The 13,650-nt window shown below is 58.0% G+C and carries 14 protein-coding genes; 9 read left to right on the top strand and 5 right to left on the bottom strand.

What is annotated here, in order from left to right:
• Window positions 1-39: 39 nt before the first annotated feature.
• From alaS to P0D52_RS08590, 3 genes are read left to right on the top strand one after another with little or no spacing between them, the layout of a single operon-like run.
• Window positions 40-2,694, top strand: coding sequence for an alanine--tRNA ligase (gene alaS, locus P0D52_RS08600; protein ID WP_394692251.1), 2,655 nt, complete (start codon window positions 40-42; stop codon window positions 2,692-2,694).
• A complete protein-coding gene (locus P0D52_RS08595; protein WP_394692250.1) occupies window positions 2,691-3,032 on the top strand; it encodes a hypothetical protein in 342 nt (113 codons plus the stop codon). The genes alaS and P0D52_RS08595 overlap by 4 nt, the downstream gene beginning before the upstream one ends.
• A 34-nt stretch (window positions 3,033-3,066) precedes the next feature.
• Window positions 3,067-4,806, top strand: a complete 1,740-nt coding sequence (locus P0D52_RS08590; protein WP_394692249.1) for a cation:proton antiporter — start codon at window positions 3,067-3,069, stop codon at window positions 4,804-4,806.
• On the opposite strand, the gene P0D52_RS08585 is transcribed toward P0D52_RS08590, so the two are convergent.
• Window positions 4,803-6,020 (bottom strand): NADP-dependent isocitrate dehydrogenase, encoded by a 1,218-nt coding sequence (locus P0D52_RS08585; RefSeq protein ID WP_394692248.1) that lies wholly within the window; start codon window positions 6,018-6,020, stop codon window positions 4,803-4,805. The two genes, P0D52_RS08590 and P0D52_RS08585, sit on opposite strands and share 4 nt — an antisense overlap.
• Window positions 6,021-6,125: 105 nt before the next feature.
• Here P0D52_RS08585 and P0D52_RS08580 point away from each other — a divergent pair, with 105 nt between their 5' ends.
• The 4 genes from P0D52_RS08580 to P0D52_RS08565 all read left to right on the top strand — a co-directional run bounded on the left by P0D52_RS08580 (window position 6,126) and on the right by P0D52_RS08565 (window position 9,428).
• Window positions 6,126-6,866 (top strand): RNA methyltransferase, encoded by a 741-nt coding sequence (locus tag P0D52_RS08580; protein WP_394692247.1) that lies wholly within the window; start codon window positions 6,126-6,128, stop codon window positions 6,864-6,866.
• On the top strand, window positions 6,867-7,889 hold the full coding sequence (locus P0D52_RS08575; RefSeq protein ID WP_394692246.1) for a helix-turn-helix domain-containing protein: 1,023 nt from the start codon (window positions 6,867-6,869) through the stop codon (window positions 7,887-7,889).
• Window positions 7,890-7,994: 105 nt separating this feature from the next.
• Window positions 7,995-9,104, top strand: a complete 1,110-nt coding sequence (locus P0D52_RS08570) for a serine hydrolase domain-containing protein (protein ID WP_394692245.1) — start codon at window positions 7,995-7,997, stop codon at window positions 9,102-9,104.
• Between the two features lie 63 nt (window positions 9,105-9,167).
• The gene (locus P0D52_RS08565; RefSeq protein ID WP_394692244.1) at window positions 9,168-9,428 is read left to right on the top strand and encodes a TfoX/Sxy family DNA transformation protein; all 261 of its coding nucleotides are present in this window, start codon (window positions 9,168-9,170) and stop codon (window positions 9,426-9,428) included.
• A 2-nt stretch (window positions 9,429-9,430) separates the two neighbouring features.
• Here the strand turns inward: P0D52_RS08565 and P0D52_RS08560 are convergent, their stop codons facing one another.
• Both P0D52_RS08560 and P0D52_RS08555 read right to left on the bottom strand, forming a co-directional pair.
• Window positions 9,431-9,910: a DUF2269 family protein gene (locus P0D52_RS08560; protein ID WP_394692243.1), complete on the bottom strand. Its 480-nt coding sequence runs from the start codon at window positions 9,908-9,910 to the stop codon at window positions 9,431-9,433.
• Window positions 9,907-11,202, bottom strand: a complete 1,296-nt coding sequence (locus P0D52_RS08555) for an SDR family oxidoreductase (protein ID WP_394692242.1) — start codon at window positions 11,200-11,202, stop codon at window positions 9,907-9,909. The genes P0D52_RS08560 and P0D52_RS08555 overlap by 4 nt, the downstream gene beginning before the upstream one ends.
• Before the next feature lie 209 nt (window positions 11,203-11,411).
• Between P0D52_RS08555 and rpsD the strand changes: the two genes are divergently transcribed.
• Complete coding sequence (gene rpsD / locus P0D52_RS08550; protein WP_394692241.1) at window positions 11,412-12,029, top strand: 30S ribosomal protein S4; 618 nt, start codon at window positions 11,412-11,414, stop codon at window positions 12,027-12,029.
• A gap of 295 nt (window positions 12,030-12,324) precedes the next feature.
• Window positions 12,325-12,708, top strand: coding sequence for a hypothetical protein (locus tag P0D52_RS08545; RefSeq protein ID WP_394692240.1), 384 nt, complete (start codon window positions 12,325-12,327; stop codon window positions 12,706-12,708).
• Here the strand turns inward: P0D52_RS08545 and P0D52_RS08540 are convergent.
• Both P0D52_RS08540 and grxD read right to left on the bottom strand, forming a co-directional pair.
• Window positions 12,680-13,126, bottom strand: coding sequence for a hypothetical protein (locus P0D52_RS08540; protein WP_394692239.1), 447 nt, complete (start codon window positions 13,124-13,126; stop codon window positions 12,680-12,682). The two genes, P0D52_RS08545 and P0D52_RS08540, sit on opposite strands and share 29 nt — an antisense overlap.
• 88 nt (window positions 13,127-13,214) lie before the next feature.
• The gene (gene grxD / locus P0D52_RS08535; protein WP_394692238.1) at window positions 13,215-13,550 is read right to left on the bottom strand and encodes a Grx4 family monothiol glutaredoxin; all 336 of its coding nucleotides are present in this window, start codon (window positions 13,548-13,550) and stop codon (window positions 13,215-13,217) included.
• Window positions 13,551-13,650: the final 100 nt, after the last annotated feature.

Raw genomic sequence — 13,650 nt, 5'->3', positions numbered from 1 at the left:
GTATATGGGACCAGACAGCAAGATTTCGGGACGATTATAATGACCAGCCTGCGCGATATCCGCCGCGATTTTCTGAATTACTTCAAGGATTCAGGTCACGAAATTGTTGCCTCAAGCCCGCTGGTCCCGAAAGAAGACCCGACTCTGCTCTTCACCAATGCCGGGATGGTTCAGTTCAAGAACGTCTTTACCGGACAGGAAAAGCGCAATCCGCCGCGCGCAACGACGACCCAGAAATGTGTGCGGGCAGGCGGCAAGCATAATGATCTGGACAATGTTGGCTATACGGCACGCCATCACACATTCTTTGAAATGCTGGGTAACTTTTCATTTGGTGACTATTTCAAAGAACAGGCGATCAGCTACGCTTGGAATTTGATCACCAGGGAGTTCGAACTGCCGGCTGAAAAGCTGCTCGTCACGGTTTATGCCGAGGACAATGAAGCGGCGGATCTCTGGAAGAAGATTGCCGGCCTGTCCGACGACAGGATCATTCGCATCGCGACGTCGGATAATTTCTGGATGATGGGCGATACCGGCCCGTGCGGGCCGTGTTCTGAAATCTTCTATGATCACGGACCAGAGATCGCGGGCGGTCCTCCCGGTTCTCCCGATGAAGACGGGGATCGCTTTATCGAGATTTGGAATCTCGTCTTCATGCAATTCGAGCAACAAGAGGGCGGCGAGCGGATCAATCTGCCCAAGCCGTCAATCGATACCGGCATGGGGCTGGAGCGTATCGCTGCCGTGCTTCAGGGCGTTCATAACAATTATGATGTCGACCTCTTCAAGGCACTGATTGCAAATTCCGAAGACATTCTTTCGTCAAAAGCGAAGGGCGAGGCGCTTGCCAGTCACCGCGTGATTGCGGATCACTTGCGGTCCACCTCTTTCCTCATGGCAGATGGTGTGACCCCGTCGAATGAGGGTCGGGGCTATGTGCTGCGCCGGATCATGCGGAGGGCTATGCGTCACGCGCACTTGCTCGGCGCCACCGAGCCGGTGATGCACCGACTGGTACCCGAACTCGTCAACCAGATGGGCGATGCTTTCCCGGAACTTGGACGCGCGCAGGCATCGATTGAATCGACGCTTCAGGCAGAGGAAGAGCGCTTCCAACGGACGCTTGGCCGTGGGCTGGCTTTGCTGGACGAAGCCACGACCGGCATGAAGGAAGGCGACGCGCTGGCCGGAGAAACGGCCTTCAAGCTCTATGACACCTATGGTTTCCCGCTGGATTTGACTCAGGATGCCTTGCGGGCCCGGGGCATGTCGGTGGACGAGGAAGGCTTCAACACCGCCATGGACAAGCAGCGCGAAATGGCGCGCGCCTCCGGATTCAGCTCGGGAGAGGCGGCGCCAGATACCGTCTGGTTCGGCGTACGTGATACCGCCGGTAACACAGAATTCCTCGGCTATGATGGCGTTGAGGGCGACGGCAAGCTGCGCGCCATTGTAGCGGGCGGGAATGTTGCGGATGCACTCTCGGAAGGCCAGAGCGGTGAGTTGGTGTTTGACCGGACACCGTTTTATGGCGAATCCGGTGGCCAGATCGGTGATGCCGGTACCATCGAATTTGAAAACGGTGCCAGATTTGTCGTGCATGATGTTCAAAAGCGCGCCGGTGACGTGTTCGCTCATGCCGGCATTCTGGAATCCGGCGATGTGAAAACGGGCGATCAGGCGCGCCTTGTTGTGGACGAGACACGGCGCAATCGGACACGTGCCAATCACTCGGCCACTCACCTCATGCACCGGGCCTTGCGCGATGTGCTCGGCAATCATGTCAGCCAGAAGGGATCCTATGTCGGTCCGGACCGGCTGCGCTTTGACTTCTCGAATAATGGTGCCGTGACGTCTGCGGAGGTTTCCCGGATTGAGGCTGATGTAAACGCCGTTATTCACCAGAATGTCGCTGTGTCGACGCAAGAGATGTCACCGGATGAGGCCATCGAAGCGGGCGCACTCGCCCTCTTTGGCGAAAAATATGGCGATCAGGTACGTGTCCTCGCCATGGGGGACGATCTGCATGAGGCCACCAAACCCTATTCGGTCGAATTGTGTGGCGGCACACATGTCGCCCGCACTGGTGATATCGCTCTGTTCAAGATCGTGGGCGAAACCTCGGTCTCTGCCGGCGTCCGGCGGATCGAAGCCCTCACCGGAGAGGCGGCACGGCAATACCTGGAGCAACAGGCCGGACTCGCCAAATCCTCGGCAGATTTGCTGAAAGTACCAACTCAGGACGTGCCGGCGCGGATCCAATCCCTGCAGGACGAACGTAAACAGCTGGAGCGGCAACTCGCGGAAGCCAAAAAGCAGCTCGCCATGGGTGGGGGCGCCGCTGGCGCGCCCGCCGGACCGGAGAAAATTGGCGATGTCCATTTTACCGGCCGTGTCGTTGAAGGCGTGGGCGGCAAGGATTTGCGGGGCCTGATCGACGACGCCAAAAAGCAGATGGGCTCCGGCATCGCCGCCTTCATGGGCGTCAATGATGGCAAGGTCGCGCTCGCCGTCGGCGTTACGGACGACCTCAAAGACCGCTTCAATGCGGTTGATCTGGTTAAGGTCGCGGCGGAAGCGGTTGGTGGAAAAGGTGGCGGTGGCCGCCCTGACTTTGCGCAGGCAGGCGGTCCGGATGCGTCGAAGGCACAAGCGGCGGTGGATGCCTTGAAAGCGGCCATAGCCGGGTGACGCAACAGGCTTCCAGCCCCGGGTTTCGCGAGATCGCTACCGATGCGATCCGTTTCTGGGAATGGGGCCGTCTCGCTTACAATCTCTTGCTGGCAGGGCTCACGCTCTACCTGTTGCGCGGCGACGTTTTGCAATACGGCTTTCTGCTTTTTGTTTATGCCGTCATTGCCAATTTCCTTTACTCCACAGCGTATATCCCGGACGTCTTCATTCAGCTTTCATCCTTTCGATCCCTCTGGCGCAAACTGCGCTGGATACTCTGGCTGACAGGCACGGCGTTCGCCGCAATTATTGCCTTCGCCCTATTGTTTGATCTCGCCTTCAGCGGCTGGACCTGACAGACTGCGCACAGGCAAAACAAGGACCTTTCCCGTGCATTACGAGACCTGGCTGAAAGATGTGGCCGTGTTTCTGGTCGCAGCGGGCGTTGCCGCTCCTCTATTCAGGGCGTTTCGTCAAAGCGCCGTTCTGGCTTTTCTGCTGGCGGGCGTTCTACTCGGCCCGTTTGGCCTTGGCCGGCTGGTGGAATCCCAGCCGCTTTTGCAATTTGTCACCATAGAAGACCCGCATACCGCTGAGCCTTTCGCGGAAGCCGGCATACTCTTCCTGCTCTTCCTTCTGGGCCTTGAATTGTCGTTCGGGCGTCTGTGGGCTTTGAGGAAACAGGTTTTTGGCCTCGGCGCCTTTCAGGTGCTGATTTCGGCCATAGCCATAGGCGGTATCCTTCTGGCGTTTGGTGTGCCAACGCCATCAGCCGTCATCATCGCTCTCGCGCTGGCCCTGTCATCGACCGCGATCGTCATGCAAATCCTGATCGAGGAGCGAAAGGCGGCAACCGCCACCGGGCGGACGGCGTTCGCGGTCCTGCTGTTTCAGGATTTGATGGTCGCGCCCATCCTCATTCTCGTCGGATTCTTGGGGCTGGGAAGCGGCGAAGGCGTTCTGGGTGCGATTGGCGAAGCTGTCATTGGCGGCGCCATTGCTGTGGCCTTCATTGCGCTTGTGGGCCGGTTTGTGGTGCGTCCCGCCTTTCAGCTGGCCGCGTCTGCCGGGGGGCGCGAGATGATGCTGGCTCTGACCCTGCTGACCGTGCTGGGCGCTTCGGTGGCGACGGCGTCCGCGGGTCTTTCACTGGCGCTCGGCGCTTTTCTTGCGGGCCTTCTGCTCGGCGAAACGGAGTTCAAGGCCCAGATTGAGATCGATCTGGAGCCGTTCAAAGGCTTGCTGATCGGTTTGTTCTTCATGACGGTCGGCATGAATGTCGACCCGGTGGCTTTGATCGCGCAATGGCCGGTCATTCTGGGGGGCGCGGCCGTTCTGATCATTGGCAAAGCGGCCCTGGCCTATAGCGGTGCGCGCCTCTTTGGCAGCGCCCGGAATTCCGCCGTGGAGGTGGCTGCTCTCCTCGGACCGGCCGGTGAATTTGCCTTTGTGGTTCTCGGCGCGGCAGTTGCCGCCAGCGTCGTGGCACCGGATCTGGCCGCCGTGATAACCGCCATCGCCGGCCTCTCCATGCTGGTTGCGCCGTTTCTGGCCCGCGCGGGCAGTGCTTTTGGAAAACGTCTCATGCCGGTTGATCTCGGCGTCAGGGAAAATGCGCCGGACGAAGTGCCGGAAGGCCATGTCATCATTGCCGGGTATGGGCGGGTCGGCCGGATGCTGGGCGAGTTATTGCTGGAAGAAAATGCGGACATCATCGCAATCGACAGTAACCCCAAGCGGGTCGCACAATGCCGTCGGGACGGGATCAGAATTCTTTATGGAGATGCCGGGCGTGTCGAGACGCTAGCCAAGGCGGGCGTCGAGACAGCGGCCCAGTTCATTGTGACGGTTGATGAACCGGACAAGGCTGAGCGGGTTGTGAAGGCAATACGCACGCGCAGGGCCACTGCCCCGATTACCGCGCGGGCCATGGACCGCGAGCATGCCGATGCGCTGGTCGCGGCGGGGGCGAACTTCGTCATTCATGAAGCCGCAGAAGCGGCGCTGCAGCTGGCCGGACGGACCTTGCAGGACTTCGGCATAGCCCCGGATGCAGCACGGGCGCGGATTGCCCGCGCCCGTGAAGAGATTTATGGCGATCCCGAACGGGAGCGATCGGGCGAAGCCTAGGCCTTCATGGCCGCTTCGAAACGTTCGCCAACCTTCTCAAGGAAGCCTTCGGTCGACAGCCATCCTTGCTGATCACCGACAAGAAGGGCGAGATCCTTGGTCATGTAACCGGCTTCCACGGTCTTGATGACGGTGTCTTCCAGCTTCTGGGCGAAGTCCATCACCGCTTCATTGCCGTCCATGCGGCCGCGATGCTCCAGGCCGCGCGTCCACGCGAAGATGGAGGCAATGGAGTTGGTCGAGGTTTTCTCGCCCTTTTGATGCTGGCGATAGTGGCGCGTCACGGTACCGTGAGCCGCTTCGGCCTCGACCGTCTTGCCGTCCGGGCTCATCAGGACTGACGTCATCAAGCCAAGCGAGCCAAAGCCCTGCGCAACCGTATCGGACTGCACATCGCCATCATAGTTCTTACAGGCCCAGACGAAACCACCGGACCATTTCATGGCCGCCGCGACCATGTCGTCGATCAGACGGTGTTCATAGGTGATGCCCTTGGCGTCGAAGGCGGATTTGAATTCGGCATCGAAGACTTCCTGGAACAGGTCCTTGAAACGGCCGTCATAGACTTTCAGAATTGTGTTCTTGGTTGACAGATAAACCGGCCAACCGCGTTTCAGGCCGTAATTCAGGCTGGCGCGGGCAAAGTCGCGGATTGAATCGTCCAGATTATACATGCCCATCGCCACACCGGCAGACGGGAAGTCAAAGACCGTGTATTCCTGAACCTCGCCGCCATCTTCCGGCTCGAACTTCATGGTCAGCTTGCCCGGTCCCGGTACCAGGAAGTCCGTGGCGCGATACTGGTCACCAAAGGCATGCCGGCCGACGACCATGGGCTGGGTCCAGCCCGGAACAAGGCGCGGTACGTTGGAAATCACGATCGGCTCGCGGAAGACGACACCGCCCAGAATGTTGCGGATGGTGCCGTTGGGCGAGCGCCACATTTTCTTGAGATCAAATTCCTCGACCCGCTGCTCATCCGGCGTAATGGTGGCGCATTTCACGCCCACGCCATAATGCTTGATCGCCTCAGCGGCATCGACGGTGATCTGGTCATCGGTCTCGTCGCGCTTCTGGATCGACAGATCATAATATTTCAAATCGATATCGAGATACGGCAGTATAAGTTTATCCTTGATCATCTGCCAGATGATGCGGGTCATTTCATCGCCATCGAGCTCGACGACCGGGGTATCGACTTTGATCTTTGCCATGTCGGTCTTTATCCAATGCTGCTGAAGGTCTGAGGAATCCGGAGGCTTCCGGTTAAGTTGGCCGCTAGTTATCACTGTGAAACGAATATCGGAAGAGCCTGACTGATGCTGCCTGCACCCGCCTTCATCCTTCACCAGCCCCAGATGGGCGAGAATATCGGAGCCGCGGCTCGGGTTATGGCCAATTTTGGCTTGCGTGATCTGCGACTGATCGATCCGCGCGATGGCTGGCCCAATCCGAAAGCGGAGAATGTTGCTGTTGGCTCGCCCGTTCTGGCATCTGTGCAGGTTGAATACACAACAGCGCCCGCCATGGCCGGTTTGACGCGGCTTTACGCGACGACCGCCCGCCCGCGCGGGATGGAAAAGCGCGTCCTGACGCCGCGTCAGGCGATGGCGGAAATCCGCGCAGCACATGGGGCAGGAGAGCGGGCAGGGGTGATCTTCGGCGGCGAGAAGGCCGGCTTGCCCAATGAGGTGGTGGCCGATGCAGACGCCATCATTACCCTTCCGGTGGACCGGGAATTCTGGTCGCTGAATCTGGCGCAGACGGTGGCTTGCTGTGCCTATGAATGGCGGGCAGGAGATGACGTCTCCGGAGACTTCGAGCCCATTCGCGACCCCGCGTCGAAAGAAGATATGGACCGCCTTTTTGTCCATTTCGAAACCGAGTTGGATCGGGCCGGTTTCTTCCATCCGCCCGAGAAAACGCCGCTCATGATCAATAATCTGCGCTCGGCTCTGGTGCGCGGCCGCTTCACCGAACAGGAAGCCCGCACTTTCCGTGGCGCGATCAAGGCTTTGGCGCTAGGGCGCGGCAAGGCCCGGATCGTCCGGGATGATTAGATGGAGCCAGCGTTTGCTCTTTCTCTGCTACATGCTTTCGCGGCCCTGAATGGTTTGATCGTATCGGTTATCTTGATAACGACGGGCAAGCCCGAGTTTCGTCGGCCCAGATTGTCGCTTGGCGGATTTCTATTTTCCGGATCAGTCCTGTTGGCGCTGTTCGTATTGTTGGACCGGTCGATAATTTTTCATACCCGCCTAATCGGCATCTTGTTGGAGATCGTGTCTGCAGCTATGCCGGCCCTGTTTTTGGACTATGTGATGACGACGACTGGTCGCCTGCGAGGCCGAAACTGGCTCTACCTTTCTGTTCCTGCATTCACAATCGCTGCAGTTTTGTTCGGCGAGATTCTCGGTGCTGCCTCCAATTTTTCGGGTGCGATCGCGCTGCAAATGCTCGCCACGACTGTCGGCGCTTATTTTTGGTGGACAACAAAATCAGACTCAAAAACCACTCAGAAGCGCCATCGGGTTATGCGCTTGTTACCTTATCTGTTCGGTCTCATGGCTGCGTTACACTTGAGCCAGATTGCGAGGTTCCTGGTTCCGGCGAGCGAGCTACTCTTCGATTTGGTGCCGTCCATCGGAACGCTGGGACTGACGGCTTTTGTGGTAGCGACTCTTCTTGGCTCACGCACGTTGAGCGATCTTGTAAAAACGCCGGCAGAACGTCCAGTTGATTTCAACATGGAAGCAGCTCTACAGGACAAGCTGGTTCTGACGGGCGCCATTCTTGATCCGGGGGTCACCCTGGAAAAGCTCGCCGGGTTGATGCCGATCGAGCCTCACAAGCTATCCGGATATATAAACGCGACTCGGGGGCAAACATTCCGTGAATGGCTGGCAGGATGCCGGATCGCTCATGCCAAAGCGCTTCTGTCGAATCCTGATGAATCGCGAACTTCAATTGAAGCCATTGGATTGTTAAGTGGCTTCAAGTCCCGCTCTGCATTTTATGAGGCTTTCAAGACCGTAACGGGCGTATCGCCAAATAGATTTCGCGAGAAGTCATTGAACAAATAATGTCCGGAAATCTGAAACCGGACGGGAATTTGCTGGATTAATTTGTATAGCGCTTCCATCGCTCCAGTCAGGACGGGGATTTCCCTCAAGAACTGGATATTCACGATGAAAACCTTTACTGTTTTGGCTTGCCTCGTATTGGCCTCGTTGGCTCCATCAGCTTGCGCAGGACAACAAACTCGAAACAATTCTTCCAATGCCGAGGCAGATGCTCTGCTTCGAGACATACTCGACCGCGATCAATCTGCCGGTGTAATGGCGACCGTTATGCGGGACGGCGAAATGCTTTGGAGCGGTGCAGCCGGTTATGCGGATCTGGAAGCGCAAATCGAGCTGACGACCCAAACGCGTATGCGGATCGGCAGCGTGTCCAAGCCATTCACGGCGGCGATCGTCTTGCGTTTGGCGGGCCGCGAAGAGCTTGATCTGGACGGCGACATTCGCAATCTGGTGCCGGAATTGGCGGCTCCCCAGCAAGGTATTATCACTGCGCGCAATATAGCGAGCCATACGTCGGGAATTCGCCACTATGATTTCAATGACATCATGGATGCCAACAATTTTCTCTACTTCCCCAGCCTGACAGACGCTTTGGCGCGAACGGCCTCTGACCCGCTGGTCAGTCAGCCGGGAGAACAATTTCACTATTCCAGTCTGGCCTATAATGTTCTGGGTGTGGCTGCCGAACGCGCGAGCAATCAATCATTTGGTGAATTGCTGACCAGCGAAATTGCCGAGCCGCTCGGTCTGGCTAATACGATAATCGACCACCCGCTTAACATTATCGAGAACCGGACACGATTTTATACCCACTTCCCGGATGGAGTGACGCGAAACACCATCTGGCGTGATTCCAGCGATTTCTATCCATCCGGCGGCATTCTCTCGACGGCGGAAGACCTCGCGGCATTCACGAATGCGATGTTTGCAGGAGATCTGTTGCCACCTTCGTTTCGAGCAGACGTCATGACTGAAGCGATGACAAATGACGGGGCGCCAACCGGCTATTCATTTGGCTGGCAGATAGTGCGCAATGAGGCGGGCATCATCATTCATTATGAACACGGCGGCGAGACCAATGGAGGATATGCGTTTGTCCGTTACACACCGGCTTCCGGTACAGTAGTCGCCATGGTTGGCAACACCAATCAGGCGGTAGGCGAGCCATATTTTTTCGAGGGCGCGCGTAATGCACTACCCGCGATTTTCGAATAGTCGAAATTGCGTCATACGAGGCGTCGTGCTGAATTGCGGCGCCTCTTTAAACGGTTCTTGTTGATGTCCGCGCAACCCATTTCCGCAATACGAAATCTCGGGCCAAAGACAGCGCTAGCATTGTCAGAGGTCGGGATTCACAGTCGTGCCGACCTCGAAAGGATCGGGGCTGTTGAAGCCTACAAACGACTCCGCGACCGGGCTGGAAAGGTGTCGTTAAACGCTCTCTATGCCATGCAGGCCGGCCTGATGGATGTTGATTGGCGGCATCTGCCTGATGAGCTGAAAGCGGCACTGCGAGAGGCGGCAGAGCACACCACCTAGAATCAGAGAACAGTGATGTCCGGTCGTGCGATCATCAGCCAGAGTATGCTCAGCACTGCCAGGAACGCCGGAACGCCGCACAGAAACCAGATCGAGAATAAACGGTCATAGGCGGCGGGCAGGGGGCTGTTTGTTTCAGCAGCCGTGCGCGCCATGTCGCGCAAACGGATCTGGATCCAGACCACCGGCAGCCAGAAGACGCCGGTGAGGATGTAGAGTCCGATTGAGAGCAATATCCATCCTTCTGCGAGCGACCAGCCGACCGAATGCGCCAGCATAACCCCGGTGACCGGCTGCAAGACGACGGCTGTCGCGGTAAAGAGCGTGTCGGCAATCACCACCACAGACGCGGTGTGCGCAATCAGAACGGCATTTCGCGTACGATGCGCCATCAGCATGAAGAAGGCGATACCTGCGCCGGTGCCCAGAAGCACCGTCGCACCGCCAACATGCAGCCATCGCAGAACAAGTTCGGCCGTCATCTTTCCTCCAGCAGAGGCAATACCATCAGGTGCAGCAGTATGAGCGTGGCGGACTTCACAAAGGGGCCGAGCGGATCGGCCCACAATTCCGGCGTCAGCCAGCTGCCCAGTGCCAGATAGCTCAGGGTCAGCGCGATGGCGGCCTTCACCGCCCATGCCGTTGTTTTCCGCCACGCCAGGCCGGCAGCGATGCCAAGGTCGGCGATTATTCCGGCGGCGACCAGCCAGCCCGATATCGCGGCGGCAGGGCTGCTGGAAAGGACGCGCGACGCCTCCGCGAAATGAAGCGCGCCAATCAGGCCACTGACAAGCCAGAACAGAATCAACCCGCTCAGGGCAATCGGGAACAGCAAACTCAATCGGGCATGCCATCGATCGGCCAGTGTGGCGGGCATGCTGTTCAGTGTCTCGGTCAGCGACAGGGCAGGCCGCCCCAGCACCCTCCGGGTCTGAGAGGCGTCGCCTGAGATTCCGTCTTCCAGAACCTTCACCGCATTGGATCGGAGGGGCGAGCGCCACCCCAGAGCGCCGGCGAGGTTCGCCAACACGACCATTACCGACGTTATCCACCGTGGAAGAGCGATGATTGCTGCATGGGGTGCCCAGCCCAGCCAGCGGCGTATAGCAGCAACGATATCGACCAGCGCATGATCGCTATCCTCGACCAGATCCGCATCAACACCGATGAGCTCTTCCCGGTCGATGGCGCGCGCAACGGCCTCGGCGATGTCGTCGACCGCGATGGCTTGAATCCGCTGGTCGCCAAACGCCATTAGCCCGACGGCCGGCTGGGCGGCAAGCATGCGCAAGAGCGCCGTTCCGCCATAGGCGGCGTGCCCAATCACCAGTCCGGGCCGGTAGACCGTCCAGTCGAGGCTGGACGCCTTCAGGTGCGCATCGGCTTCGCCCTTGGACCGCATGAAGTCGGTTGATGCGTCCGCCGCCGCCATGGGCGCGGAAATCTGCACGAAACGCTGGATGTCAGCGGCCTCACAGGCGTCAATCAGCGATTTGATTGCGGTCGACTGGACGGCCGAAACATTGTCCCGCCCACCCGACTGCAGCGCGCCAGATGCGTTTATGACGGCATCAAACCCGGCAATGAAGGGCTGCCAGTCTCCGGGCGTTGTCAGGCGGGCAATATCAACCGTACGCCACGACGCTGAAGGAATAAGGCGCTCGCCAGCAGACCGGCTGCGGCCAAGGCCCGTCACCTCATGACCGTCAGCAATCAGTCGGCGCACAATGGCCGATCCGATAAGTCCATAGCCGCCCAGCACGAGAATGCGCATCTTGTTCCCCATTCGCGGCATACTCTGAGCGGCAGCGCCTGTCAGGGCAAGTGTGCGCATTGCCTCAGAGCGTTGACATCCCCCTCCAACCCGGTAAAAGCCGCGCTTCGCTCCGCTTGTGGGCGTGATTACGGGTGGTGCGGTACCGCCGTTGAGATCGCAGTCTTCAGGTTCGAAGGCTGCCGGGCCGCGTCGAAAAAGAGAAGAGCATGTCGAAGCGTCATACGCAGAAGTATAAAATTGACCGCCGCATGGGTGAAAACCTCTGGGGCCGTCCCAAATCTCCCCTGAATTCCCGTCCCTATGGTCCTGGCCAGCATGGTCAGCGCCGCAAGGGCAAGCTATCCGATTTCGGCCTGCAGCTGCGCGCAAAGCAGAAGCTGAAAGGCTATTACGGCAACATCACCGAGAAGCAGTTCCGCCGCATTTACGCCGAAGCCCAGCGCCTTCGCGGTAACACGGCCGAACAGCTGATTGGTCTTCTGGAAAGCCGTCTGGATGCGATTGTTTATCGCGCCAAATTCGTCGTCACCATGTTCGCAGCGCGACAGTTCGTGAACCATGGCCACGTGAAGGTGAATGGCAAGCGGGTCAACATTCCTTCCTACCGTGTGAAGCCGGGTGACGTTGTGGAAGTTCGCGAAAAGTCGCGCTCCATGGCGCTCGTGCTGGAAGCGCTGGAAAGCCCGGAACGCGACATTCCCGATTATATCGAAGTCGACGGCAAGGGCATTAAAGCGACCTATGTGCGCACGCCGGAATTTGCTGATGTGCCCTATCCGGCGCAAATGGAACCGAACCTCGTGGTCGAGTTCTACTCCTCGTAATTATTGAGGAAATGCAGTTTGAAGGCCGCTTTGGTGTTGAACCAGAGCGGCCTTTCTTTATGGTCAAGCGCTCTACTGAATTTAAATTCAGACAAGTTGAATCAAGTAATTGCTCCAATCCATTGGAAAAGAGTCACATTCTCACGCTGCCTCAAGTTATGAATCTCTTTTCGCCCGTAACGCGAGTCAGGGTCATGTAAATTCCCGCCAGGCATGAGTTTGCATCGGCCTGCGCTTTGCATGGAGACGCAAACACGCTTATCAATTTGATTCAGGAAATCCCCGGAGTCGCCTAATGACACCTCGTTTATTCGCAATCGCGCTTTTGCCTCTTTCTCTGGCCGCTTGTTCGACAGTTCAGAACCTGCCCCTTATGCCCGGCGGAGATCGGGAAGAGACTGTCGAGGCGTCCAACGAAAACATTGCCATTCATGGCTGGCGGATTGTCGGCGATGACATTCTGGTGGTGCGGGTGCCGTCGAATGGCTGTACGCAAAAAGCGGATCTGACCGTAGACGTGCGCCAACGCCGGGGTGAAACACAGGTCACGATCGGCCGGACGCGCGACGATTATTGCCGCGCTCTGGTCCCCAATGGCGTCGAAATCCCGTTCGGTTTTGAAGAACTGGGTACTCGTCCCGGCGCCACCGTCACGGTGATGAATCCGATACTCGATTAGCAAGTCTTTCGAATGCGATGATGCGTCGTCCGAGGATGTGGTACATCGCCCCCAGCAGCGTGAGCCAATAGCCCCAGAAAGCGGCGTCCATATGGGTGTTGCTGGTGCCCATGAGCCCCACCAACCAGATCGCTATCCCCGGGATCAGTGCAACAGGCCCGGCATATTTCAAGACCTGGCCGGCAAACCTGTTGTCCGCATCGTATTCTGATTGTCGCGCTGCGCGCTTTTGGAGAATGCCAAGACCGACAAGCCAGACTGCGAGAGCCATTCCGGACAGCAATACAGTAATCAGAATGTATAAGCCGGTTCCCAATTCCTGATCATAGCGGCTGTTTTGTAGCAGACCATTGATCGAGAAAAGCGCGATCAAGCCCGGAAACACGACCGCAAATATAAATGCCAGAAACCGTCGCATCGTTGACCCTCCCCGGAGAACCAACCTTCTCCGGGCGCAAGGATCAACGTTTACTTGATTCACATGCAGTGATGGGTTTTGGGTGAGCTCAAGCGTCCGCCGACAGCACGCCCTTGTCCTGAAGGAAGGGGCGCAGCTCGCCTTCTTCGAACATTTCCTTGATGATGTCGCAGCCGCCGACGAATTCGCCCTTCACATAAAGCTGGGGAATGGTCGGCCAGTCGGAATAGGCCTTGATGCCTTCGCGTACTTCCATGTCCTCGAGCACATTTACCGAAGCGTATTCCACGCCCAGATGGCCGAGGACGCCCGCGACGACGGATGAAAAACCGCATTGCGGGAAGATCGGCGTGCCTTTCATGAACAGGAGGACGTCATTGCCCTCGACCATGGACTTGATTTCGTCTTGCACGTTGCGGCTCATTTGGGGCGCTCCCTGACTTGTCCCATGGAGCTAGGCAGCGCCGGGCCGTCCGTCAAGAGAGCGGGGTGCCGCATTTCCGCCGGAATTCACTGCTGTCCTG

It is taken from the genome of Hyphobacterium sp. (genome assembly GCF_043584775.1).
Classification (GTDB): domain Bacteria; phylum Pseudomonadota; class Alphaproteobacteria; order Caulobacterales; family Maricaulaceae; genus Hyphobacterium.
This window is presented reverse-complemented; position numbering and strand designations above follow the sequence as displayed.